22 protein-coding genes are annotated in these 22,234 nt (G+C 68.5%); 10 read left to right on the top strand and 12 right to left on the bottom strand.

What is annotated here, in order from left to right; all coding sequences use genetic code 11:
• Positions 1–20: 20 nt before the first annotated feature.
• Positions 21–1,022, bottom strand: coding sequence for a GDP-L-fucose synthase family protein (locus F7Q96_RS11230; protein WP_053823287.1), 1,002 nt, complete (start codon positions 1,020–1,022; stop codon positions 21–23).
• A 277-nt stretch (positions 1,023–1,299) separates the two neighbouring features.
• On the opposite strand from F7Q96_RS11230, the gene F7Q96_RS11225 reads away from it, so the two are divergent.
• From F7Q96_RS11225 to F7Q96_RS11215, 3 genes are read left to right on the top strand one after another with little or no spacing between them, the layout of a single operon-like run.
• Positions 1,300–2,571: a hypothetical protein gene (locus tag F7Q96_RS11225; RefSeq protein WP_144425911.1), complete on the top strand. Its 1,272-nt coding sequence runs from the start codon at positions 1,300–1,302 to the stop codon at positions 2,569–2,571.
• On the top strand, positions 2,568–3,371 hold the full coding sequence (locus F7Q96_RS11220; protein ID WP_053823289.1) for a glycosyltransferase family 2 protein: 804 nt from the start codon (positions 2,568–2,570) through the stop codon (positions 3,369–3,371). The genes F7Q96_RS11225 and F7Q96_RS11220 overlap by 4 nt, the downstream gene beginning before the upstream one ends.
• A complete protein-coding gene (locus F7Q96_RS11215) occupies positions 3,368–4,042 on the top strand; it encodes an acyltransferase (RefSeq protein WP_006577967.1) in 675 nt (224 codons plus the stop codon). The genes F7Q96_RS11220 and F7Q96_RS11215 overlap by 4 nt, the downstream gene beginning before the upstream one ends.
• A gap of 148 nt (positions 4,043–4,190) precedes the next feature.
• On the opposite strand, the gene F7Q96_RS11210 is transcribed toward F7Q96_RS11215, so the two are convergent.
• The 9 genes from F7Q96_RS11210 to F7Q96_RS11175 form a co-directional block, all read right to left on the bottom strand.
• Positions 4,191–5,495 carry a lipopolysaccharide biosynthesis protein gene (locus F7Q96_RS11210; RefSeq protein WP_144425912.1) on the bottom strand — a complete coding sequence of 435 codons (1,305 nt, stop codon included), beginning with the start codon at positions 5,493–5,495 and terminating at the stop codon, positions 4,191–4,193.
• 89 nt (positions 5,496–5,584) lie between these two features.
• Positions 5,585–6,811: a GDP-mannose 4,6-dehydratase gene (gene gmd, locus F7Q96_RS11205; RefSeq protein ID WP_170265920.1), complete on the bottom strand. Its 1,227-nt coding sequence runs from the start codon at positions 6,809–6,811 to the stop codon at positions 5,585–5,587.
• On the bottom strand, positions 6,798–8,222 hold the full coding sequence (locus F7Q96_RS11200) for a mannose-1-phosphate guanylyltransferase/mannose-6-phosphate isomerase (protein ID WP_053823291.1): 1,425 nt from the start codon (positions 8,220–8,222) through the stop codon (positions 6,798–6,800). Before F7Q96_RS11200 ends, gmd begins: the two co-directional genes overlap by 14 nt.
• 259 nt (positions 8,223–8,481) lie before the next feature.
• The gene (locus tag F7Q96_RS11195) at positions 8,482–8,817 is read right to left on the bottom strand and encodes a YXWGXW repeat-containing protein (RefSeq protein ID WP_053823292.1); all 336 of its coding nucleotides are present in this window, start codon (positions 8,815–8,817) and stop codon (positions 8,482–8,484) included.
• A gap of 76 nt (positions 8,818–8,893) precedes the next feature.
• The gene (locus F7Q96_RS27390) at positions 8,894–9,022 is read right to left on the bottom strand and encodes a hypothetical protein (RefSeq protein ID WP_023263369.1); all 129 of its coding nucleotides are present in this window, start codon (positions 9,020–9,022) and stop codon (positions 8,894–8,896) included.
• 428 nt (positions 9,023–9,450) lie between these two features.
• Positions 9,451–9,870 (bottom strand): type II toxin-antitoxin system VapC family toxin, encoded by a 420-nt coding sequence (locus F7Q96_RS11190; RefSeq protein WP_053823293.1) that lies wholly within the window; start codon positions 9,868–9,870, stop codon positions 9,451–9,453.
• A complete protein-coding gene (locus F7Q96_RS11185; RefSeq protein ID WP_053823294.1) occupies positions 9,867–10,121 on the bottom strand; it encodes a FitA-like ribbon-helix-helix domain-containing protein in 255 nt (84 codons plus the stop codon). The genes F7Q96_RS11190 and F7Q96_RS11185 overlap by 4 nt, the downstream gene beginning before the upstream one ends.
• Positions 10,122–10,348: 227 nt before the next feature.
• Positions 10,349–11,641 (bottom strand): cyanate transporter, encoded by a 1,293-nt coding sequence (locus F7Q96_RS11180; RefSeq protein ID WP_151022645.1) that lies wholly within the window; start codon positions 11,639–11,641, stop codon positions 10,349–10,351.
• 5 nt (positions 11,642–11,646) lie between these two features.
• Positions 11,647–12,090: a nucleoside deaminase gene (locus tag F7Q96_RS11175; RefSeq protein ID WP_151022643.1), complete on the bottom strand. Its 444-nt coding sequence runs from the start codon at positions 12,088–12,090 to the stop codon at positions 11,647–11,649.
• Positions 12,091–12,236: 146 nt separating this feature from the next.
• Between F7Q96_RS11175 and F7Q96_RS11170 the strand changes: the two genes are divergently transcribed.
• Positions 12,237–13,109, top strand: coding sequence for a LysR family transcriptional regulator (locus F7Q96_RS11170; RefSeq protein WP_053824512.1), 873 nt, complete (start codon positions 12,237–12,239; stop codon positions 13,107–13,109).
• Between the two features lie 19 nt (positions 13,110–13,128).
• On the opposite strand, the gene F7Q96_RS11165 is transcribed toward F7Q96_RS11170, so the two are convergent.
• Entirely contained in the window at positions 13,129–14,142 is a 1,014-nt protein-coding gene (locus tag F7Q96_RS11165) for an MBL fold metallo-hydrolase (RefSeq protein WP_053824513.1), read from the bottom strand.
• 105 nt (positions 14,143–14,247) lie between these two features.
• On the bottom strand, positions 14,248–14,766 hold the full coding sequence (locus F7Q96_RS11160) for a MarR family winged helix-turn-helix transcriptional regulator (RefSeq protein WP_053823295.1): 519 nt from the start codon (positions 14,764–14,766) through the stop codon (positions 14,248–14,250).
• Between the two features lie 367 nt (positions 14,767–15,133).
• Between F7Q96_RS11160 and F7Q96_RS11155 the strand changes: the two genes are divergently transcribed.
• Genes F7Q96_RS11155 through F7Q96_RS11130 form a run of 6 tightly spaced genes read left to right on the top strand, consistent with a single transcriptional unit; the run spans position 15,134 to position 22,229 of the window.
• Positions 15,134–16,417 (top strand): amidohydrolase/deacetylase family metallohydrolase, encoded by a 1,284-nt coding sequence (locus F7Q96_RS11155; RefSeq protein ID WP_053823296.1) that lies wholly within the window; start codon positions 15,134–15,136, stop codon positions 16,415–16,417.
• 10 nt (positions 16,418–16,427) lie between these two features.
• Positions 16,428–18,905, top strand: coding sequence for a xanthine dehydrogenase family protein molybdopterin-binding subunit (locus F7Q96_RS11150; protein WP_053823297.1), 2,478 nt, complete (start codon positions 16,428–16,430; stop codon positions 18,903–18,905).
• Entirely contained in the window at positions 18,902–19,732 is an 831-nt protein-coding gene (locus F7Q96_RS11145; RefSeq protein WP_053823298.1) for an FAD binding domain-containing protein, read from the top strand. Before F7Q96_RS11150 ends, F7Q96_RS11145 begins: the two co-directional genes overlap by 4 nt.
• Positions 19,729–20,226: a (2Fe-2S)-binding protein gene (locus tag F7Q96_RS11140; RefSeq protein WP_053823299.1), complete on the top strand. Its 498-nt coding sequence runs from the start codon at positions 19,729–19,731 to the stop codon at positions 20,224–20,226. The genes F7Q96_RS11145 and F7Q96_RS11140 overlap by 4 nt, the downstream gene beginning before the upstream one ends.
• Before the next feature lie 43 nt (positions 20,227–20,269).
• Complete coding sequence (locus F7Q96_RS11135; protein ID WP_053823300.1) at positions 20,270–20,980, top strand: SRPBCC family protein; 711 nt, start codon at positions 20,270–20,272, stop codon at positions 20,978–20,980.
• Between the two features lie 55 nt (positions 20,981–21,035).
• A complete protein-coding gene (locus F7Q96_RS11130) occupies positions 21,036–22,229 on the top strand; it encodes an amino acid ABC transporter substrate-binding protein (protein WP_053823301.1) in 1,194 nt (397 codons plus the stop codon).
• Positions 22,230–22,234 lie beyond the last annotated feature (5 nt).

Here is a 22,234-nt window from a genome sequence, read left to right as displayed (position 1 = left end):
GCCGTTCTCGATGCGCGCGATCAGCGCAGCGCCACCAGCCGCGGCTGGCGTCTGGGCGGGCTTTCCAGGCGGCCGCTTTGCAGCGCGTCCCGATAGGCCAGCCGCAGGCCGTCGACCAGCGACACGGTCGGCTTCCAGCCGGTTGCCTCGATCCGGTGCGAGTTCAGCCGCTTGCGCGGCGTGCCGTCGGGTTTGCTGGTGTCGAAGCGGATCGCGCCGCGGAAGCCCACGGTGTCGGCGATCAGCTCGGCCAGCACGCGGATGCTGACCTCGTCCGGGCTGCCGACATTGAAGAAGCCCGGGGCGCCGGCGTGATTGCGGTACTCCTGCTGCGGCAGCCCCATCAGGTGCACGCAGGCCTTGCCCAGATCGTCGGCGTAGAGGAATTCCCGCAGCGGCGTGCCGGTGCCCCACACCACGACCTCGCTGGCGCCGTTCTGCTTGGCCTCGTGGAAGCGCCGCAGCAGGCCCGGAATCACGTGGCTGTTCTCGGGGTGGTAGTTGTCGCCGGGGCCGTACAGATTGGTCGGCATCGCGCAGCGGAAATCGGTGCCGTATTGCCGGTTGTAGCTCTCGCACAGCTTGATGCCGGCGATCTTGGCGATCGCATACGGCGCGTTGGTCGGCTCCAGCGCGCCGGTCAGCAGCGCCGCCTCGTCGATCGGCTGCGCGGCGAAGGCCGGATAGATGCAGCTCGAACCGAGGAACAGCAGGCGCTTGACGCCGGAGCGCCACGACTCGTGAACGACATTGGCCGCGATCATCAGGTTCTGCTGGATGAACTCGGCCGGATACGTGTTGTTCGCATGGATGCCGCCCACGCGCGCCGCGGCCAGGTAGACCTCGTCGATGCGCTGCTCGGCGAAGAACGCGCGTACCTTGGCCTGGTCGCACAGGTCCAGTTCGGCATGCGTGCGGGTGATGACGGTGATGTCGCGACGCGTGCCGAGCGCACGCACGATGGCGCCGCCGACCATGCCGCGATGGCCGGCGACGAAGATGCGGTGTGGAGGCTGATTCATGGCTGTGACACTGACTGTGGATCGGCGAAGTGGGCCACCAACGTGGCCGTCGGACGATGGGCGGGCACACCGGGCTGCACCCGGAAGGGCGTGCACTGGACGGACTCTAGCGCGCGCTCCCGCCGCCGACTGTGGGCTTGCGCACATTCGCGCAGGCCGCGTCGAACCGGTGTGCGCCATCGAACGGAAAACATGCTTACCCCCCGGCATCGTGCGGCCATGCGGGTTCATGGCCCGCACGGCATACCCGCTCACCGACTCAGAAGGCGGCCAGACCATGCAAACGACCTCGACCCTGCCGATCGGCGCCCGCACCAGCCACTCGGCCATGCTGCTGTATCTCGGGCTGGGCGCACTGTGCGCGATCAAGGTCAACGTGATCGGCGAAGTGTATGTCGGCGAGTTCGTCGCGGCTGCCTACGCGCTGGCGATGCTGTCCACGCTGCGGATCGAGCGCGCCTATGCCTCCTTCCTCGGCCTGACGCTGATGTGGGCCTTCGCGCAGGCGCTGTCGGACCTGTCCAATGGTACGCCGCTGAACTCGTCGATCAAGGGCGTGCTGGCGCCCGGCGTGTTCTTCCTGACGGTGTTCGCCATCGGCACCCACTTCAGCCAGGGCAGCTCGAAGCGGATCTGGTACTTCCTGATCGGCGCCGCGCTCAGCGAGATCGTCAACCTCAGCCGCGCACCCACCGAAGAGATGCTGTTCAACCCCTGGAAATGGGGCTATGCGATGCCGGTGCTGATGCTGCTGCTGTGCTACCTGTCGATGGCGCGTGCCGGCGCGCTGCGCATCGCGCTGTGCATCGTTGCCTATTGCGCGGTATCGGTGGTGTTCGACTTCCGCAGCGCCGCCGGCCTGCCGCTGCTGGCGCTGGCGATCTATCTGCTGCGCCGAACGTCGGTGGTGGCATGGATACGCAGCCTGACCAATACGCGCGGCGGCATTCCGCTGCTGTTCGGCGTGCTGGTGCTGGTGATCGCCTCGCTGAACGCGCTGTTCTCGATGATCTTCGCGCACGCCGGCGAGTTCAGCTTCCTGACGCCCGAAGCGGCGCACAAATATACGGTGCAGGCCACCAGCGAGCTGGGCATCCTGTTCGGCGGCCGCTCGGAGATCCTGATCTCGGTGCGCGCCTTCCTCGATGCGCCGCTGCTCGGCCACGGTTCATGGGCGGTCGACCGCAACGGCTACCAGGACGCCTACAGCGTGATGGTCTACCAGATGGGCGCGGCGCTCGACGACAAGATCGTGGTCACCGACGACACGCTGATTCCCGCGCACTCCTTCCTGATGGGCGCGCTGATCTGGAGCGGCATCGTCGGGGGCCTCTACTGGATCTGCATGCTGGCCCGCACGCTGTGGCTGTTCGTGCGCAATATGCCCACGATGCCGATCTTCTTCTATGTCGGCACCGCGCAGTTCGTCTGGGACGTGTTCTTCTCGCCGTTCTCGGCGGACCACCGCTGGGAGTCCGCGATGTTCCTCGGCATGCTGTTCGCGTGGCACCATGCCTCCCGCTATCGCCAGCTGCGGAGCGTGCGATGAAATTCAGCGTGGTCACGGTCTCGTTCAACCAGGCACGCTATCTGGAACAGGCGATCCGCTCGGTCACCGGCCAGCGCGGCTGCGAGCTCGAATACATCGTGGTGGACCCGGGATCGACCGACGGCAGCCGCGACATCATCGCGCGCCATGCGGGCTCGATCGACCGCTGCATCCTCGAGCCGGACAGCGGCCCCGCCGACGGACTGAACAAGGGCTTCGCGGCGGCGACCGGCGAGATCTTCTGCTACCTGAACTCCGACGACCTGTTCCTGCCCGAAGCGTTCGCCAAGGTGGCCGCGTATTTCCGCCGCTATCCGTCGGCCGACGTGATCTGCGGCAACGGCTACGTGATCGACGGCGAGGGCGCGCTGGTGCGGCGGGTGTACTCCGACCGCTTCGGCCTGCGCCGCGCGGCCTATGGCGCGAGCATCGCGATCCAGCCGTCGACGTTCTTCCGCGCCGAGACCTATCGCGCGGTCGGCGGTTTCAACGTCGAGAACCGCTCGAACTGGGACGGCGAACTGGTCGTCGACATGGCGCTGGCGGGAGCGACCTTCCGCAATGTGCCGGACTTCCTCAGCTGCTACCGCGTCTACGCCGAGTCGATCACCGGCTCGGCGCGGCTTGCCGAGGCGCACCGGCAGTTCGAGCAGCGCATGTTCCGCAAGATTCTCGGGCGCGATCGGCGCCGCTACGATGACCTGGCATCGGCCTGGTACCGCGTGACCAAGCATCTGGCCAATCCGCGCGCGACCTATGAACGGGTGGTGCGCGGCCCCGTGTTCGGGAGGCAGTCATGATCCGGAAAGTGCTGGCGGCCGTCTCGATCGGCCTGCCGTGGCCGCTGCGGCGGCGGCTGCTGAACCGCTTCTGCGGCGCGCGCATCGATCCGAGCGCGCGCATCGGCTGGTCGCTGGTGCTGTGCGACGAGCTCGAGATGGGGCCGCACTCGCATATCGCCCATCTGACGCTGGTCAAGGGTATCCGCCGGTTGAGCCTGGGCGAGCATGCGATTCTCGGCAGCCTGAACTGGGTGTCGGGATTCCCGCAGGGGCTGACCGACTCGCCGCACTTTCGCGATGCCGCCGATCGCGATCCGGCGCTGGTGATCGGGCGGCATGCCGCGATCACCTCGCGCCATATCCTCGATTGCACCGATACGATCACGGTCGGCGCCTATTCGACGGTGGCCGGCTATCGCAGCCAGATCCTGACGCATAGCGTGTCGATCCGCGAATCGCGCCAGCGCTGCGCGCCGGTGACGATCGGCGCCTACTGCTTCGTCGGCACCGGCTCGATCCTGCTGCCCGGCGCGGCGCTGCCCGACTACAGCGTGCTGGCCGCCGGCGCGGTGCTGAACCGCAGCATGGCGGCGCCGCACATGCTGTACGGCGGCTGCCCCGCCAAGGCGGTGCAGGAACTGCCGGAAGACCTGGCGTATTTCCGCCGCGAGGAAGGGTATATCGTCTGAGGCCGCACGGCGCGCGAAGCGGCCCGACGCCGTCCGCGCGAATGCGGGGACCTGCATGCGTGCGCGGGAATGACGCGTCGCACGGCCGCATTGCACGGCCGGCATGTCACGGCCGGCTTGTCACGCCCGGCATGTCACGGCCGGCTTGTCACGGCTTCACCAGCGCCCCCGCCAACCCGTGCCGCGCAAATCCATGGATCTGCGGCAGCAGCACCAGCAGGATCAGCAGCTCGGTGGCCAGCACGCCGAACGACACCGCCGGCTGCCCGAACAGCTTGCCGCCGACCACCGCGATCAGCAGGCCCGCGACATTGGCGCCCAGATACACCAGCGACAGCCGCGCATGGTTGTTGGTCGAGGTGACCATCACCGACGCCGTGTGCCACAGCGAATTGACCACCGCGGCGGCCAGCAGCCAGCTGTAGTCGGGATGGATCGGCGAGATCTTGCCGTGCGTCCACAACTGGCAGATCCATTCGCCGGCGACGTACAGGAAGATGCCGCAGGCGGTGGCCAGGCCGACCGACGCGGTCAGCGCGTGGCGGAACAGCGCGCGCAGCGCGGTGGCGTTGCGCTGGCCATAGAGCCGGCCGATTTCGGGCGACAGCGCCTGGCTGATCAGCTGCCCGAGCTGGTAGGGGATGCGCGACAGCGTGCGCATCGCGCTGAAGTAGGCCACGAAGGCCGGCCCGAACACGAAGCCGGCGCACAGCACCATGCCCTGCATATTGAGCGCATTGCCGATCGGGAAGGCATTGAGCGCCAGCGCCGGCAGCAGCATCTCGCGCACCTCGGCGCGCGAGAAGGCCGACACGCCGACGCGCGCCCACGGGGCGAACGCCATCATGCGGCGATACATGACGATCACCAGCAGCACGCGGACGATCGCCAGCAGCGTCAGCAGCAGCAGGAAGCCGCCGTCGAACAGCAGCACGCCGGCCGCCAGCGCACCGAACTCGAGCAGCCGGAACAGGTTGAACCACATCGTGGCTTCGGCGTAGCGGCCCGCGCTCCAGAACACGCCGTGCGACAGCAGCGCCAGCATATAGGTCGAGACCTGGATCGCGATCATCAGCATCGCCAGCACCGCGGCGCCGCCGGCCAGGCCGGTCCAGCCCTGGATCGCGTTGCCGAAGGCCGCGCCGAGCAGCATCGACAGACCCGCCAGCACGGCGCCGATCCCCAGCAGCAGCACCAGCGCCGACTGGTAGCACACCACCGCGGCGCGCTGGTTGCCGGCGGCGATGCTCATGTTGATGCGGTTGACCGCCACGCCGGTGAAGCCCAGGTCGGCCAGCCCCAGATAGACCGGCACCGCGATCACCATCAGCCAGGTGCCATAGCGCTCCGGACCCCATGCCGCCAGGAACATCGGCACGCTGAGCAGCTGCGTCACGATGGTGACCGCCTGGCCCAGCGCGTTCGCGCCGATTCCGCGCAATATCCGCTCCACGCTCGCCTCTTCCGTTTGCGGCCCGGCTGCCGCGGCAGGCCCGGGCCGTCATGCCATGCGCTTATGCGTTCAAACTCGTGTCCACCGCATCATTCGTGATGGTCGTAGGCGCGAAAGCCCGCCAGCTTGCACAGCGCATCGCGCCGCGCCGCCGCGTAATCGGCACCGATCATCTCGCGCACCAGTTCGTCGAAGCTGGTGGTCGGCGACCAGCCCAGCCGCTCGCGCGCGCGGGTCGGATCGCCGAGCAGCGTGTCGACCTCGGTCGGGCGGAAGTAGCGCGGATCGACCCGCACGATCACGTCGCCGACCTTGCGCCCCGGCGCCAGCTGCTGGCGGCTGTTGTCGAGCGCGGCGATCACGCCGATCTCGTCGACGCCGCTGCCCTCGAAGCGCACGGTGATGCCGAGCTCGGCGGCGGCGCGCTGCACGAACTCGCGCACGCTGTGCTGCTCGCCGGTGGCGATGACGAAGTCCTCGGCCTGCTCCTGCTGCAGCATCATCCATTGCATCTGCACGTAGTCGCGCGCATGGCCCCAGTCGCGCAGTGACGACAGGTTGCCCAGATGCAGCGTGTCCTGCAGGCCCAGCGCGATCCGCGCGATGGCGCGCGTGATCTTGCGCGTCACGAAGGTCTCGCCGCGCAGCGGGCTCTCGTGATTGAACAGGATGCCGTTGCAGGCGTACATGCCGTACGCCTCGCGGTAGTTGACCGTGATCCAGTATGCGTAGAGCTTGGCGGCCGCATACGGGCTGCGCGGATAGAACGGCGTGGTCTCCTTCTGCGGAATCTCCTGCACCAGGCCGTACAGCTCGGAGGTCGACGCCTGGTAGAAGCGCGTGGTCTTTTCCAGGCCGAGGATGCGGATCGCCTCGAGCAGGCGCAGCGTGCCGAGCGCATCGGTGTTGGCCGTGTATTCCGGCTCTTCGAACGACACCTGCACATGGCTCTGCGCGGCCAGGTTGTAGATCTCGTCCGGCTGCGATTGCTGCACCACGCGCACCATGCTCGCGGTATCGGTCATGTCGCCGTGGTGCAGGATCAGGCGGCGGTCGGGGGCCTGCGGGTCCTGGTACAGATGGTCGATCCGCTCCGTATTGAACAGCGAGCTGCGCCGCTTGATGCCATGGACCTCGTAGCCCTTGGCCAGCAGCAGTTCGCACAGATAGGCGCCGTCCTGCCCGGTGATGCCGGTGATCAGCGCACGCTTGCGGCGCGCGCCGCCGCCGGACGTTCCCTCGTCGTGCTGCCGCGGCTGGAGTTCGAGATCGCCGGCCGCCAGCGGGCCGAGCGGTTGCAGGTCAAGTGCGCCCATAAATATCTGCCATCCTGATGATGTCGTCTTCGCCAAGGTACGAGCCGGACTGGATCTCGATCAGTTCGAGCGGGATCCGTCCGGGATTTTCGAGACTGTGGGTTTCGCCGATCGGGATATAGGTGGACTGATCCTCGGTCAGCAGGAATTCGACGTCGCCGCGGCGCACCCGCGCGGTGCCCGACACCACCACCCAGTGCTCGGCACGATGGTGATGCTTCTGCAGCGACAGCTTGGCGCCGGGTTTGACGCTGATGCGTTTGACCTGATAGCGCTGGCCGTGGTCGACGCAATCGTACGAACCCCATGGGCGGTAGATCTGGCGGTGCTGCGTCGCTTCGGATCGTCCCTGCGCACGCAGCGCCTCGACCAGCTGCTTGACGTCCTGCGCATGGTCCTTGTGGACCACCAGCACGACGTCGGGCGTCTCCACCACGATCACGCTGTCGAGCCCCGCCACGGCAACCATCCGGTGCGACGCGTGGACCAGGCAGTCGCGCGCGCCGTGCGTGACCACATTGCCGATCGCCGCGTTGTTGTCTTCGGTCTTGTCGGCCGCCTTCCATACCGCGTCCCACGAGCCGATATCGCTCCAGTCGGCGGCCAGCGGCGCCATGCGTGCGTCGCGCAGATGCTCCATGACCGCGTAGTCGATCGAATCGGACGGGCACGCCCCGAACGCATCGGCATCGAGCCGGCAGAAGTCCAGGTCCGATTTGCCGCGCGCCACGGCCTGTTCGGCGGCACGCAGGATCTCGGGCGCGAATTGCCGCAGCGCCTCGAGATAGACCGAGGCGCGGAACAGGAACATGCCGCTGTTCCAATAGCAGTTGCCCTCGCCGAGGAAGTCGGTCGCCTGTTCCAGCGAAGGCTTCTCGACGAAGCGCTTGACCGTCATCAGGCCGGTGTCGTTGGTCGGTACCGCCTTGATATAGCCGTAGCCGGTCGCGGGAAAGGTCGGCACCACGCCCAGCGTGGCGATCGCGCCGGCGGCCGCGCCTGCGCTGGCCGCCGCCACCGAGCGCGCGAAGGCGACGTGGTCGCGCACCAGATGGTCCGACGGCAGCACCAGCAGGATCGGATCGTCGCCGCCGGCCTGGGCCTTGAGCGCGGCGACCGCGGCGGCGGGCGCGGTGTTGCGGGCATGCGGCTCGAGCAGGATCGCCGCCGGTTCGCAGCCGATCTCGCGCGCCTGTTCCGCGACGACGAAGCGATGCGCTTCATTGCTGACCAGGATCGGCGCGCCGACGCCGTCGATGCCGCGCACGCGCAGCAGCGTGTCCTGCAGCAAGGTATGGTTGCCAAGCAGACGCAGGAACTGCTTCGGATGGCCGTCGCGCGACAGCGGCCATAACCTCGAACCGGTGCCGCCGCACAGCACCACCGGTACGATTCGATTCTCGCTTGCCATGACACCTCCAATCGGCCGCTGCGCGCGTGCCGATGCGATTGGGTGAAACCGTCAGGGCAAGTGTATCGACCGCTGTGCCGCAGCAATGTTTGCTAGGCAACAGAGGTCGACGGTCCTCGTGCGGCGCTGTGAGTGGCGCGGCGATGACAAAAAAAGCCGGCACAACGGCCGGCTCTCGGTGCTCGGTGGAACGGCATTCAACGAATGCCGACACGGTTGCCGCCCCCGCGCTGGTGGGGCGGCATTCATGCACTGCGCGCTAACGGAATCGCACCCAATGGCCAGGCCGCATCACCCAGCCATGCGGCCCGCGCACCCAGCGCTCGGGCACATAGCGGTAGCCGGGGCGGGCGCGTTCCCAGTGGCCCGGTTGCCAGACATAGCGCGGACCGGCGGCGCGCCAGTAGCCCGGCACCCACACCTGTCCCCGGCGTGCGGCCGGTGGCGCTTCATGGCGCGGCGGTGGCGGTGCATCGCGCCGATAGCCGGGGTCGCGGTCGTAGCGATGGCCATCATATGCCTGGACGGGCGACACGAATCCGAAGGCCGAGCCGGCGGCGAGGGTGGCGAGCGCGAGAATCAAGGGACGGGTCATCGGGTACTCCTGCTTCGGGAAACAAGCTTGGGTTTGTTCTGATGCGGTCCGGCCAGTCGGCGCGACCGCATTTCAATCAATAACGGTGATGGCGATGGTGATGCCCATGTCCGTGTCCATGCGGCACGACGATGCAGGCGGACAGCATGGCGGCGGTGGCGGACAGCAGCACGAGAATCGACAGCGTTCGTTTGGTTCGTTTCATCTTTGGCTCCTTGTCGGGGCGCGTTGAACATGGCTGCAATGTAGCGGCGCGCATGCTGCGGCGGACGTTGCACTTGTAAGGCTCTCTCACAGCGCCATGGGATGGCGCCGGCCGCGCCGATCGACGGCGTCGAGCGGCGTATCTCGTTGCGCGGCAAGGCTTTTTCGCCGGGATGAAAGGGTGTGCAAGCGACGCGGTGCATTGCGCGCGCGTAATGCGGCGTTACATCGGAAATGAACGTGGCAGGGCGGCGGCATGCCGATCGGCACGCCGTGCCTGGGATCACGACCTCATTGAAAGGCCGGGCCGGTCTACGCAGAAACGGGTACGGCCGTGTCCGGCATCACCTCGGTTGTACGCAGAAACGGGTACGCGGGGCGTAGCTGGTTGGTGGACCGTGGCGGGTGGTCTGGAATGGCGACTTCAGGTTACGGCCGGTTCCAGGGATTGATGACAGTGAGTCCGGCTGCTTCGAAGGGGCTGGTATCGCGGGTCGCCACGATAAATCCCCTCGACGCGGCAATGGCCGCAATATATCCGTCGGGTGTCGGAAAGCCTTTGCCCGCTGCTCTTGCCTTGACCGCCGATTCGGCATAGTGCCGGGCGGCATCGGTGTCGAACGTCAATATCCGCTCACCGAACAGCGCGATCACGCCGTCCAATGCCTCCGTCAAGCCTTGCTTGCGTCGCCCGTCCGGGAGCGCTCCGATGCCGAACAGCAGTTCTGCCAGCGTCACGCTGGACACATACAAGGTTTCCGCGACCTGATCGTTTAGCCAGGCGCGTACCGCTTCGTTGGGTGCCGGCTTCATCGCCTCGGAGACGACATTCGTGTCGAGTACGATCATTCGAACCTCATTGGCTCCGCTGGCGTTTTATCGCGTCCCTGCTCCAGCACGGCGAAGTCTTCGTTTGTCAGTCCGACTCGGCGGCTGATTTCGGCCAAGGCGTCACCCAGCCGAACACGTTGCTCCGACATCACAGCGTTCTCCAGTATTTGTCGTACCTCTGCCTCGGTGCTGCGGCCGTGGACCGCGGCGCGCATGCGCAGGGCGCGGTGCACCTCGTCTGGCACATTTCGGATCGTCAGGATAGCCATAGTCACCTCGTGAGAATTGCTTTCATTGACTGCAATCTTACACTTTTGAATGCATCGATGACTGAAGGTTCTACGAAGCGTCTCCGAGGCAGCTTTCCTGGGGCAAGTACCGGCAGGCGAGATTCGTAAATCGGAGGTCTATCCACGATGGTGAAGTGCCGGGTCGACGCGGACGGAGAGCAGATAAGGCTGGGGCGAAGGCCTTCCCCTTCGCCCCAGCAAGACCGTCAGGCCCGGCTCGGCATCGCCGCTAGATACCGGCGCGGATCGAAACGCGTGGTGGCCAGCATCACCAGCACGACCGCGGCGAGGTGGTACCACCAGGCGGCGGCGAAGCTGCCGGTGGCGTCGTGCAGCACCGCCGCCAGCCATGGGGCGCAGCCGGCCAGCAGGAAGCCGCCGCCCTGCATCAGCGCGCCGAGCGCGGCGGCGTCTTCGGGACGGGGCAGGTGGTCCAGCGCGACCACGAGGTAGAGGGAGAAGCAGCCGCCCAGGCCGGCGCCGCCGATGATGGCCCATGCGAGCGGTGCGAGATCGGGCCATCCGGCCAGGCCGGCGAAGCCGATTGCCTGCATGGCCAGCGCGAGCGCCAGCCATGTGCGGCGATCCGGGCTGCGGGCCGCCAGTGTCGGCAGCGCCAGCGCGGCAGCGGCCTGCGCCACCGACATCACCGCGATCAGGCCGCCCGAGGCCGGGCCGCTCCAGCCGCGCTCCTGGTAGTAGGCGGCGAGCCACGCGATCAGCGAGGCATAGCCGCCGTTCATCACGCCGAACGAGGCCATCAGCAGCCAGGTGCGCGGGCGCTTGAGCAGCCGCAGCACCGGAATGGCGGTGGGGCGGCTGGCGTTGGCCCTGGCTCTGGCATCAACGGTGGCGTTTGCGTTGGCCCTGGCATCGGCGACGTCGCCGGCAGCAGTCGCTGGCTCGACGGCCGCATCGCCCGGCAGCGTCCGCCACGCCAGCAGCCACCCCGCCCATGCCGGCAGCGCCCACGCCGCCAGCCCCGCATGCCAGCTGCCGCTCAGCCCGGCGATCCACGGCGTCAGCTGCGCGCCGAGCGCGCCGCCCGCCATCAGCGCGGCCGAATAGAGGCCCATCACCATCGCCATCCGCGCCGGAAACTGGCGCTTGACGATCGCGGGCAGCGCCGCCTGCGCGGCCGCCGTTCCGAGGCCGCACAGCGCGGCCGTGGCGATCAGCGCCGTGCCGCCGGGCCAGGCGAGGCGCAACAGTGAACCGATGCCGACCAGCGCCAGCGCGAGCAGCACCGCGCGCCGCTCACCCAGCCATCGGCGCATCGCGGGGGCGAGGCAGGCGCCGACGCCGATCAGTACCATCGGCAGCAGCGTCAGCCACGCCATGCCGCGGTAGTCCAGCCCGGTGCTGTTGCGGATGACCGGAGCCAGCGGCCCGATGCCGGTCAGGAAGGGGCGCAGGTTCAGGCCGGCCAGCACGATCGCGGCCAGCGCCCAGCCCGGCGCGCCGATGCCGCGCCGGCCGGTGGAGACTTCAACTGCCATGGATCTCAACGGCCATAGACCGCATCCGCGCCGATACCCACATCGAGCCGGATCAGCGGCAGGGGCGGCGGGTCGAGCATCAGCCGCAACGCCTGGTAGGTGGCCTCGCTGGACAGGCCGTAGGGCGCGGCGTCGTTGTTGTCGAAGGCGTAGTAGACCTCCTGCACGCCGCTGATCACCAGCGCGGCCAGGCACATCGGGCAGGGATGGCCGCTGGCATAGATCGCGCAGCCGCGCAGGTCCGGACTTTGCAGCCGCCGGCTGGCAGCGCGGATCGCCTCCATCTCGGCATGGCTGGTCGGATCGTGGCTGTGGACGATGCCGTTGACGCCGGTGGCGATCAGCTGACCGTCGCGCGCCAGCACGGCGCCGAAGGGCCGGCCGCCGCGCGCGCGATTGGCCTGCGCCAGATGCACGGCCTCGCGCAGCAGGGATTCGTGGTTGGACATGGGATGCCTCGCGGAAAAAGAGCCTGCGGGTAGAGGAGCAGACTGTACGCGCGTGCTTGGCAATTGGGAAATTAAATGATGGAATGCGCGGCAGTGCGAAACCCAATACCTGCCGACATCCGGTCGGACGACCTTCCTTGAACGGCATCCTCGATCCCCAGCTGCTGCGCAGCTTCGTCGCCGTGGCAGACAGCGGCAGCTTTACCCGCGCGGCCGAGCGCGTCCATCTGACCCAGTCGACCGTCAGCCAGCAGTTGCGCCGGCTCGAGGAGCAGTGCGGCTGCGTGCTGCTCGACCGTGGCGGCCGCTATGTCACGCCGACCCCTGAGGGCGAGCGTCTGCTCGGCTATGCGCGGCGGATCCTGCAGCTGTCGGGCGAGGCTGTCGCGGTGATCCGCGACAGCGCGGTGCAGGGCGAGATCCGGCTCGGCGTGCCGGAAGACTTCGCGGCGCAGACGCTGACGCCGGTGCTGGCCGATTTCGCCGACGCCTGGCCCGGCGTGCGGCTCGAGGTCACCAGCGGCCTGAGCCACGAACTGTGGCAGGGCTTTCAGGAGGGGGATTTCGATCTGGCGCTGATCAAGCAGCGCGAGGGCAGCGCCGCGGGGCTGGCGAGCTGGCCCGAGCCGCTGTGCTGGATCGACAGCCGCCGGCGTCCCGCCATCGGCCGCGATCCGGTGCCGCTGGCCGTCTTTCCCGGCGGCGCGCTGTATCGCGGCGAGATGACGCATGCGCTGGAGGCGAGCGGCCGGCGCTGGCGCATCGGTTTCGTCAGCGCCAGCCTCGCGAGCCTGAGCTCGGCGGTGGCGGACGGCCTTGGCATCAGCCTGTTGCCGCGCCGCGTGGTCACGCGCGCGCATCGGGTGCTGGACGAGCCGGCGCTGATCGGCGCGGTGCCGCCGGTCGAGCTGAGCCTGCATGTCAGGCCGGAGCCGTCGGCGCCCGCGCGCGACATGGCGGCGCGCCTGCAGGCGATGTGCGATGCCGTGATGCGGCGGGATCAGCGGCAGCGGGGCTAGTGCGCCCCGGTAGCAGCCATCAGCGGTCCGGGCGGATCGGACCGAACTCCACCGGCACCCAGGTATAGCCGTTGCCGTCGGCCCGCACATGGCCGATGCCAGGGAAGGGCAGGTGCATGCCCGCGACCCACAGCTTGTTGCGCGCGGCATCGTTGAACAGCCGCTTGCGCGTGCGCACCGCGGCGCGGCTGTCCACGTCGAACTCGATCGCCACGTCCGGCCGGCGGAACTGCACCGCATGGCTGTGCACGATGTCGCCCCACACCAGCAGGCTGTGCGCCTTGCCGTTCTTCTCCGAGCGCAGCAGGTAGCCGGTATGGCCGGGGGTGTGGCCATACGCGGCCACCGCGGCGATGCCCGGCACCAGTTCGTCGCCGGCCTTGAAGGTACGGAAGCGCCCGCCCGCCTGATAGGGGGCGACCGAATCGCGCGCCAGCTTGAAGAACGGCTGGGCCTCGGCCGGCGCCTTGTCGGCGATCTCCTGCGACAACCAGTAGTCGGCGTCCATCTGCGATGCATGGACCGTCGCTGTCGGGAACGCCGGCTTGCCGTCGACCGTGAGGCCGCAGGCATGGTCGCCGTGCAGATGGGTCAGCAGCACCGTGTCGACCTGCATCGGGTCGTAGCCGGCCGCGCGAACGTTGTCGACGATCTTGCCCAGCGCGGGGCCGAAGCAGGCGCCCGCGCCGGTGTCGATCAGCACCAGATTCTTGCCGGTGTGGATCAGGAATCCGTTGACCGCGGTCTGCACGCCGGGGGTCGACTCGACGAACATGCGCGCCAGCAGGGTTTGCACCTCGCGGGCGCTGGTGTTGCGCAGCAGCCTGGGGTCCAGATCGATATAGCCGTCGTACAGCGCGGTGATCTCGAACTCCCCGAGCATCATCCGGTAGTAGCCGGGCACCTGGCTCTGCTGCTGCGCGGGCACGCCTTGCGCGTGGGCCGGCGCGCCGGCCAGCGCAGCGCACGACAGTGCAGCCGCAAGGGCGAGTGGGAGAACACGACGCGGGACGGCAAAACGGGACGGGCTCATGCGGCGCTCCATGCGGAAGAACGTGGATTGGCGCAACGACGGCAACGACCAGCCGGAAATCGCGCTGGCGCTAATGTATCACTCGTCACATTTCTCCGCAGACAGTCACTCCGCGGGCGGCAGCCGGTACGGCACGCTGCCGTGCTCGTTGGTCGCCTCGACCAGCCGGATCAGATACAGCAGGAACCGTTCACGGTCGGCGGGCGGCAGATGGTCGACGGTGCGGTCGTGCGCGCGCTGAACCGCAGCCTCCATCTTCCTGACCAGTGTCTTGCCCTTGCGGGTCAGCTTGACCAGCTTGACGCGCCGGTCGGTCTCGCTTTGCCGCCGCTGCAGCAGGCCGCGCGCCTCCAGCCGAGGAATGACTTCGGCCACCGTGGTGCGCTCCAGGCCTACCTCGAGCGCCACGGTGTTCTGGTCCAGCTCGCCGTGCTGCTCGAGCGCGGTCAACAGGCTGTATTGGACCGGCGTGATGCCGAACGCCTCGGTTTCCTCGAGGAACAGCGAGCAGTGGACCTGATGCAGGCGCCGGATCAGGAAGCCGGGGCGTCCGAGCAGCGTGGAGCGGTGCCGGGCGGCATCGATCTCGGTCTTGATGGCAATGGGTCGTTTGGTGGTCGTCATGCGGTGTGGTGGTCCGAAACCGACGGCGCTTCGCCGCCGGCAGATTGGGGCTGGTCAAGCACGAGCCGTTCCAGCGCGACATCGGCCGCCCATTATCGCCGAATACGTGGCATACCCCGTATTGCACAGCAAAGGGGCACGCCCGCCGCGCGCAGCATCCGTCTGCGCCGGTTGGCGGTGCGCCGGCACCAGGGCCGCGCATGCGCATCCTCTCCCAATAGGTGGCATACCCCGCATCCGGGAAAGCGGCCGGAAAACCGCAAAGCCTTGCGCCGCAACGGTTTGCGGCCAAGGCGGGGCGAGCGCCGGCAGGCACTGGCAAAGTTCTTGCGTTTTGCAGCCAGCGTTTTCACCCCATGAGGCCAGCATGACTGCAAGCAATCGCGACATCGTTCTTCGGCAAGGCCGCGTCATCGATCCGGACGCCGGCATCGACGCGGTGTGCGATGTATGGATCCGCAACGGGCGCATCGCCGCGGTCGGCGACAGCTCGCTGGCATTGCCCGCCGAGGCGGCCGTTGCCGACGTCATCGACTGCCGCGGCAAGCTGGTCTTGCCGGGCCTGATCGATACCCACGCCCACGTCTACCAGTACGTGACCGGACGCTTCGGTCTGAACGCGGACATGTGCGGCGTACACTCCGGCGTCACCACGCTGATCGATCAGGGGGGCGCGAGCTGCATGACGCTGCCCGGGTTTCGGCACTACGTCGCCGAGCCGGCAAGCAGCCGCATCCATGCCTTCCTGTCGGCCTATCTGGTCGGCGGCCTCGAAGGCCATTACTACGCCGAGCTGTATCGGCCCGAATGCGTCGATGTCGATGCCACGGTGAAGGCGGCGCTGGCCAATGCCGATCTGGTGCGCGGCATCAAGGCCCATGCCGAACTGGGCGGATTTGCGCGCTGGGGTATCGAGGTGATGCGTGCCTCGGCCGAGATCGGCCGTCAGACCGGGTTGCCTGTCTATGTCCATTTCGGCCAGTTGTGGCCGATGCCAGGCCACCCCGCGCACGAGATCGACCCCGACACGATCCTCGAGCAGGTGGTCGACATGCTCAAGCCTGGCGACGTGCTGGCGCACCCGTTCAGCCGCCATCCCGGCGGCTTCGTCAACCGCGACGGCACCGTGCACCCGCTGGCGCGCGAGGCCGCGGCGCGCGGGCTGAAGATCGATGTCGGTCACGGCTCGCACTTCAGCTACCGGATGGCGCGCACCGTGCTCGAAGCCGGCATCGTGCCCGATACGCTGGGCGCCGACATGCACGGCTACAACACGCACGTGCCGGCGCCAGCGGGGACGCCGGCGGAACATCCGGACCAGGACCACATGTTCCTCGGCCGTGTCCGCTTCAGCCTGGTGTCGGCGATGACCAGCATGCTGGCGCTCGGTCTGCCGCTCGATCACGTGGTACGCATGGCCACCGTCAATGCGGCGCGCATGGCAGGGCTGACCGACGGCGCCGGCACGCTGCGCGTCGGGGCCGAGGCGAACGTCTCGGTGCTGGAGGATCTGCGCGGCCGCTGGGTGCTGGCCGACAACGAGGGCACCCAGGTGGTGGCCGAGCGGATGCTGGAGCCGGCGTTCTGCCTGCGCGCCGGTCGGCGCTTCGACGCCGCCGCACCGATCCTGCCGGTGGCGCAGGTCGCCTAGGGAGATCGCGATGACGACCCCGGCAGCGCACGACGACCGCATCGGCAACGGCGGCAACAACGGCGGCAACAACGGCAGCAAGACCAGCGGCATCGGCGCGCGGCTGCGCCGCAAGGAGGACGATCGTTTCCTGCGGGGCCGAGGCGACTATGTCGCCAACCTGCGGATGGTCGGCATGCGCGATGTCGCGTTCGTTCGCAGCCCGCTGGCGCATGCGCGCATCCGTGGCATCGAGAAGCCCGAAGGGCTGGCCGATGCGGTATTTACGCTGGCCGATCTCGACGGCGTGCGGCCCATCGTTGCCGACTCCGGGCTGGCCGGATTCAAGTCGTCGGCGCAGCCGGTGCTCGCCGACGCCAAGGTGCGCCAGGTCGGCGAGATGATCGCGATGTGCGTGGCCCCGACGCGCGCGCAGGCCGAGGACATTGCCGCGCAGGTCTTCGTCGACTTCGACGAACTGCCGGCGGTGGTGGACATGCTGGCCGCACGCGAGCCCGGTGCGCCGCTGGTGCACGAGCACTGGGGCGACAACGTATTTCTTTCGACGGCGGTCGGCACGGACCGCGACAACGAGGCCGCGTTGGCCGCCGTCCGCGCCAGCGCGCCGATCCATGTCGTCCGCACGCTGCGTACCGCGCGCCAGAGCATGGCGCCGATGGAGGGCCGCGGCGTGGTCGCCTGGTGGGACCGGCGCCTGGCCCAACTGGTGGTCGTCACCGCGGCGCAAATGCCGCATATCAACCGCACGGGGCTGGCAGGCTGTCTGGGCCTGGACGAAGGGCAGGTGCGTGTGATTTCGCCCGACGTCGGCGGCGGCTTCGGCTACAAGGGCATCCTGCTGCCGGAGGAAGTCTGCGTCGCGTGGCTGGCGATGCGACTCGGGCGGCCGGTGCGCTGGATCGAGGATCGGCGCGAGCAGCTGACGGCCAACGCGAACTGCCGCGAGCACGTCTATCGCATCGAGGCCTGGGCCGATCGCGATGGCCGCCTGCTGGCGGTCGATTGCGAGGCCACGGTCGATTCGGGCTGCTATTCCTCGTACCCGTTCTCGGCTTGCCTGGAGGCCGCGCAGGTGGGCAGCATCCTGCCCGGGCCTTACATGATGGAGCGCTATCGCTGCCGCACCTGGTCGGTGGCGACCAACAAGCCGCCGATCCTGCCGTATCGCGGCGTGGCGCGCACCGGCGTCTGCTTCGCGATCGAGAGCGTGATGGACGCGATCGCGGTCGAGGCGGGGCTGGAGCCCCATCAGGTCCGGCTGCGCAATCTGGTGCCGCCCGAGCGCATGCCGTACGACAACATCACCGGCAAGCATTTCGACAGCGGCGACTACCCCGAATGCGTGCGGCGCGCCGTGGCGGCCATCGATCTGCCGGGCCTGCGCGCGCGCCAGCAGCGCGGCGAGCCCGACGGGCGCCGCATCGGCGTCGGTTTCGCGGTGTTCTGCGAGCAAGGCGCCCATGGCACTTCGGTCTATCACGGCTGGGGCATTCCGATGGTGCCGGGCCGCGAGCCGGCCGTGGTGCGGCTGACGCCGGACGGCGTGCTGGAGATCCGTGCCGGCGTGCATTCGCACGGGCAAGGCATGGAAACCACGCTGGCGCAGATCGCGCACGAGGTGCTCGGCGTCGACACCGGGCAGGTGCGCGTGCTGCTCGGCGATACCGCGATCACGCCGTATTCGACCGGCACCTGGGGCTCGCGCTCGATCGTGATGGCGGGCGGGGCCGTGGGCCAGGCCTGCAAGCAGTTGCGAAGCCGGCTGCTGCGCATCGGCGCCCATCTGCTTGGCATGCCAGAGCCGGCGGCCAGCTGGCAGGACGGCGCGGTGGTGGCCGGCGGAAGCCGCGCGACGCTGGCCGAGCTCGCCCATGTCTGGTACCGGCAGCCGCAGAAATTGCCGGCCGATGTCGATCCGGCCGGGCTGGAGGTCATGACGACCTATCAGGCGACGCGCGACACCGGCACCTTCAGCTACGCGTGCCATGCGGTAGCGCTCGCCGTCGACACCGAACTCGGCAAGGTCGAACTGCTCGACTACGCGATCGTCGAGGACGGCGGCGTGCTGATCAATCCGATGGTGGTCGACGGCCAGGTCTACGGCGGCACTGCGCAGGGCATCGGCACCGCGCTGTACGAGGAGATGCGCTACAGCGAGGACGGCCAGCCGCTGGCCTCGACGCTGGCCGATTACCTGCTGCCCGGTGCGACCGAAGTGCCGGCGATCCGCATCGACCATATGGAAACGCCGGCGCCCTACACCGAATTCGGCCAGAAGGGCATCGGCGAGAGCGGGGCGATCGGCTCGCCCGCCGCGATCGTCAATGCGATCAACGACGCGTTGCGCCCGCTCGGCGCCGAGCTGCGCGAGCTGCCGGCAAGCCCACGGGCGATCCTCGCGGCGCTGGCCAACGCCCGTGCCGGGGATGCCGGGCATTCCGGCCACGCCAGGCCGATGCCGTCGTCGCCGGCGGAGGTGGTGGCATGAAGCCGGCACCGTTCGACTATCGGCGGCCCGACACCGTCGACGCGGCCATCGCCGCCCTGGCCGGCAGCGGTGGCTTTGCCAAGGCGCTCGGCGGCGGCCAGTCGCTCGGCCCGATGCTGAACCTGCGGCTGGCGCAGCCGGCCGAGCTGATCGACCTGCGCGGCATCGCGGCATTGCGCGAATGCCGCGAAGAGAGCGCGTCGGTCCAGCTCGGCGCCGGCATCACGCATGCGCAGATCGAGGACGGAACGATTCCCGATCCGAGCCGTGGCCTGATGCCCTGGGTGGCGCGCGGCATCGCCTATCGGGCGGTGCGCAACCGCGGCACGCTGGGCGGCAGCCTGGTCCATGCCGATCCGGCGGCCGACTGGATCAACGTGATGGCGCTGCTCGACGCCAGCTGCATCGTGGCGGGCCCGCGCGGCCAACGCGAGATTGCGCAGCGCGACTGGATGGCCGGCGCATTCACCACGGCGCTCGCGGACGACGAAGTGCTGCTCGCGGTCCGGATCGCGCGGCTGGGCCCCGGCGCGCGCTGGAGCTACTACAAGGTCAACCGCAAGCCGGGCGAATTCGCCGAGGCGATCTGCGCCTTCGTCGACGATGCGGCGCAGGGCAGGCGGCGCGCGGTGATCGGCGCCATCGACGGCCCGCCGTTCGTGATCGCCGACGCCGGCGCGCTGATCGACCGCTGGGACGAAACGCTGGCGCACCACCACCTGTGCGTGGCCGGGCTCGAGCCCGGCACATACGAATATCAGCTGCACGCGGTCGCGTTGCGGCGCGCCGCCGCGGCGCTGGCGGTCTTTACCGGAGAAGGCGCATGACGTCCCCGATGCCTGTCGAATTGCATGTCAACGGCGAGCCTGTCAGCGCCGTCGTCGAGCCCCGCACGCACCTGGCCGACTTCCTGCGCGAACACCTGCATCTGACCGGCACCAATCTCGGTTGCGAACAGGGCGTCTGCGGCGCCTGCACGTTGCAGGTCGATGGCGTGCCGACGCGCTCGTGCACCGTGCTGGCGGTCAGCTGCACCGGCGCGCAGGTACGCACGATCGAAGATTTCGATGCCGACCCCGTGATGGCGCAACTGCGCGAGGCCTTCAGCGCCGAACACGCACTGCAATGCGGATATTGCACGCCCGGCATGCTGGCCACCGCGCGCGACATCGTGCTGCGCCTGCCCGACGCCGACGATGCGCGCATCCGTCACGAGCTTGCCGGCAACCTGTGCCGCTGCACCGGCTATGTCGGCCTGGTGCGGGCGATACGCAGCGTGCTGGACGCCCGCGGGGCCGCCGGCGCGGCGAACCCCGCCTGATGCCAACCCACGCGACCGACGCGACCCAGAAGCCGAGCCCCGCATGGAACTCCAACAAACCTTCCTGCTGCCATTCGCCCGCGACGCGGTATGGCGCTGCTTCCACGACACCGAGGGCGTCGTTGCCTGCCTGCCGGGGGCGTCGCTGTCGGCGCCGCCACGAGACGGCAAGTTGCCGCTGACGATGACCGTCAAGCTCGGGCCCATCGTTGCGGCCTTCGCCGGCGACGGCGAGATGCGCCTGGACGATGCCAGCTACCGCGGTGCGGTGACGGGCACCGGAGCGGACCGCAAGAGCGGCTCGCGCGTCAAGGGAGAGGCCGCGTTCTCGCTGCATGACGTTGCGGACGCGACCGGCGGGCCGGCCACACGGGTCGACATCGCAGTGGACTATGCGATCGCCGGCAGCCTCGCGCAGTTCTCGCGCGGCGGCATCGTGCGCGAACTGGCCGCGCGGCTGACCGAGGCCTTTGCCGCCAACCTGCGCGGCAAGCTCGAGGCCGAGGCCGGGGCCGGCGCCACGGTAGCCGCGGCCGCCGTGGCCGAGCCTCCGGCCTTTGTCGAGACGGCGCCTCGTTCGCCGGGGGCGGCGTCGGCCCAGGCGCCAACGGATGCGCCAACGAATGCGCCAACGAATGCGCCGCCAAACGCGCCGCCCAACGCGCCGCCCAACGCGCCGCTCGACCTCAATGCGCTGTTCTGGCCCGCGCTGTGGGCCCGCCTCCGCCAGTGGCTGTCGTTCGGCCGCCGCTGAGTTCGCGCCACCTCCATCGATTCGACCCCAAACCTGTCCCGTGACGAGGTATTCCATGACCCCCAAGCTGATCCGTACCGCGCTGCTGTCCGCGCTCCTGATGGGCGCCACCGCGCTGGCCCACGCCCAGTCCACCATCCGCATCGGTGCGCCGCTGGCGCTGACCGGAGGCCTGGCCGACGAAGGCAAGAAGCAGCAGGTTGCCTATGACATGTGGCTCAAGCGGGTCAACGCGGCGGGCGGCATCAATGTCGGCGGCACCCGGCGCAAGGTGGAGCTGATCACCTACGACTACCAGTCGGACGAGAAGCGCGCGCAGCAGATGGCCGAGAAGCTGATCACGCAGGACAAGGTCGAATTCCTGACCGCGCCGTTCGGCTCGGGGCATACCAAGGTCGTCGCGGGCGTGGCCGAGCGCTATGGCATTCCCGTGATGGCGTCGGCCGCGTCGTCGGAGTCGGTGTTCGACCAGGGCTACAAATACCTGTTCGGCACGCTGGCGCCGAACGGCGGCCTGGTCGATTCGATGATCCGCACCTTCACCGCGCAGATGCCTGCGGTCAAGAAGATCGCCATTCTCGGCCGCGAGGACGTGTTTCCGCGCTCGATGGCCGCGACCATGAAGGCGCATGCCGAGAAGGCCGGGCTCAAGGTTGTCCACAACGAATATTTCCCGGTCGGGGCGCTCGACCACTCCGCATCGCTGTCGCGCATCAAGGCATCGGGCGCCGACTGGATCTATATCACCGGCTACACCAAGGACCTGATCCTGGTGCGCAAGCAGATGGCGGACCTGGGCACCACCGCGCCGATCATCACGATGATCACCGGTCCGGCCTACCAGGAGTTCATCGATGCGCTGGGCCCGCTGGCCAACAACGTCAGCAGCGCGACCTGGTGGCATCAGTCGTCCCAATACAAGGCGGACGACGTGTTCGGATCGACCAAGGCCTTCTACGACGAATTCGTCGCCCGCGAGAAGCACGACCCCGACTACGTGCATGCGTCCGCGGCGGCGGCGTTGATCGCGCTGCAGAAGGCCATCGAGAAGGCGGGCACCACGCAAGGCGCCAAGGTGCGCGACGCGCTGGCCTCGCTCGACGCGATGACGTTCTATGGCCCGATCAAGTTCGGCCCCAACGGCATGAATGCCGGACGCGACCTGCCGATCATCCAGGTCCAGTCGGGCAAGGTCGCGGTGCTGTATCCGCAGGCCGTCAAGCAGGCCAATCTCGTCGCCGTGCGCTGACACGG

The organism is Cupriavidus gilardii, assembly GCF_008801915.1.
GTDB classification, from domain to species: Bacteria; Pseudomonadota; Gammaproteobacteria; order Burkholderiales; family Burkholderiaceae; genus Cupriavidus; species Cupriavidus gilardii.
The sequence above is the reverse complement of the archived record's forward strand: the minus strand, read 5'-3'. Positions and strand labels throughout refer to the sequence as shown.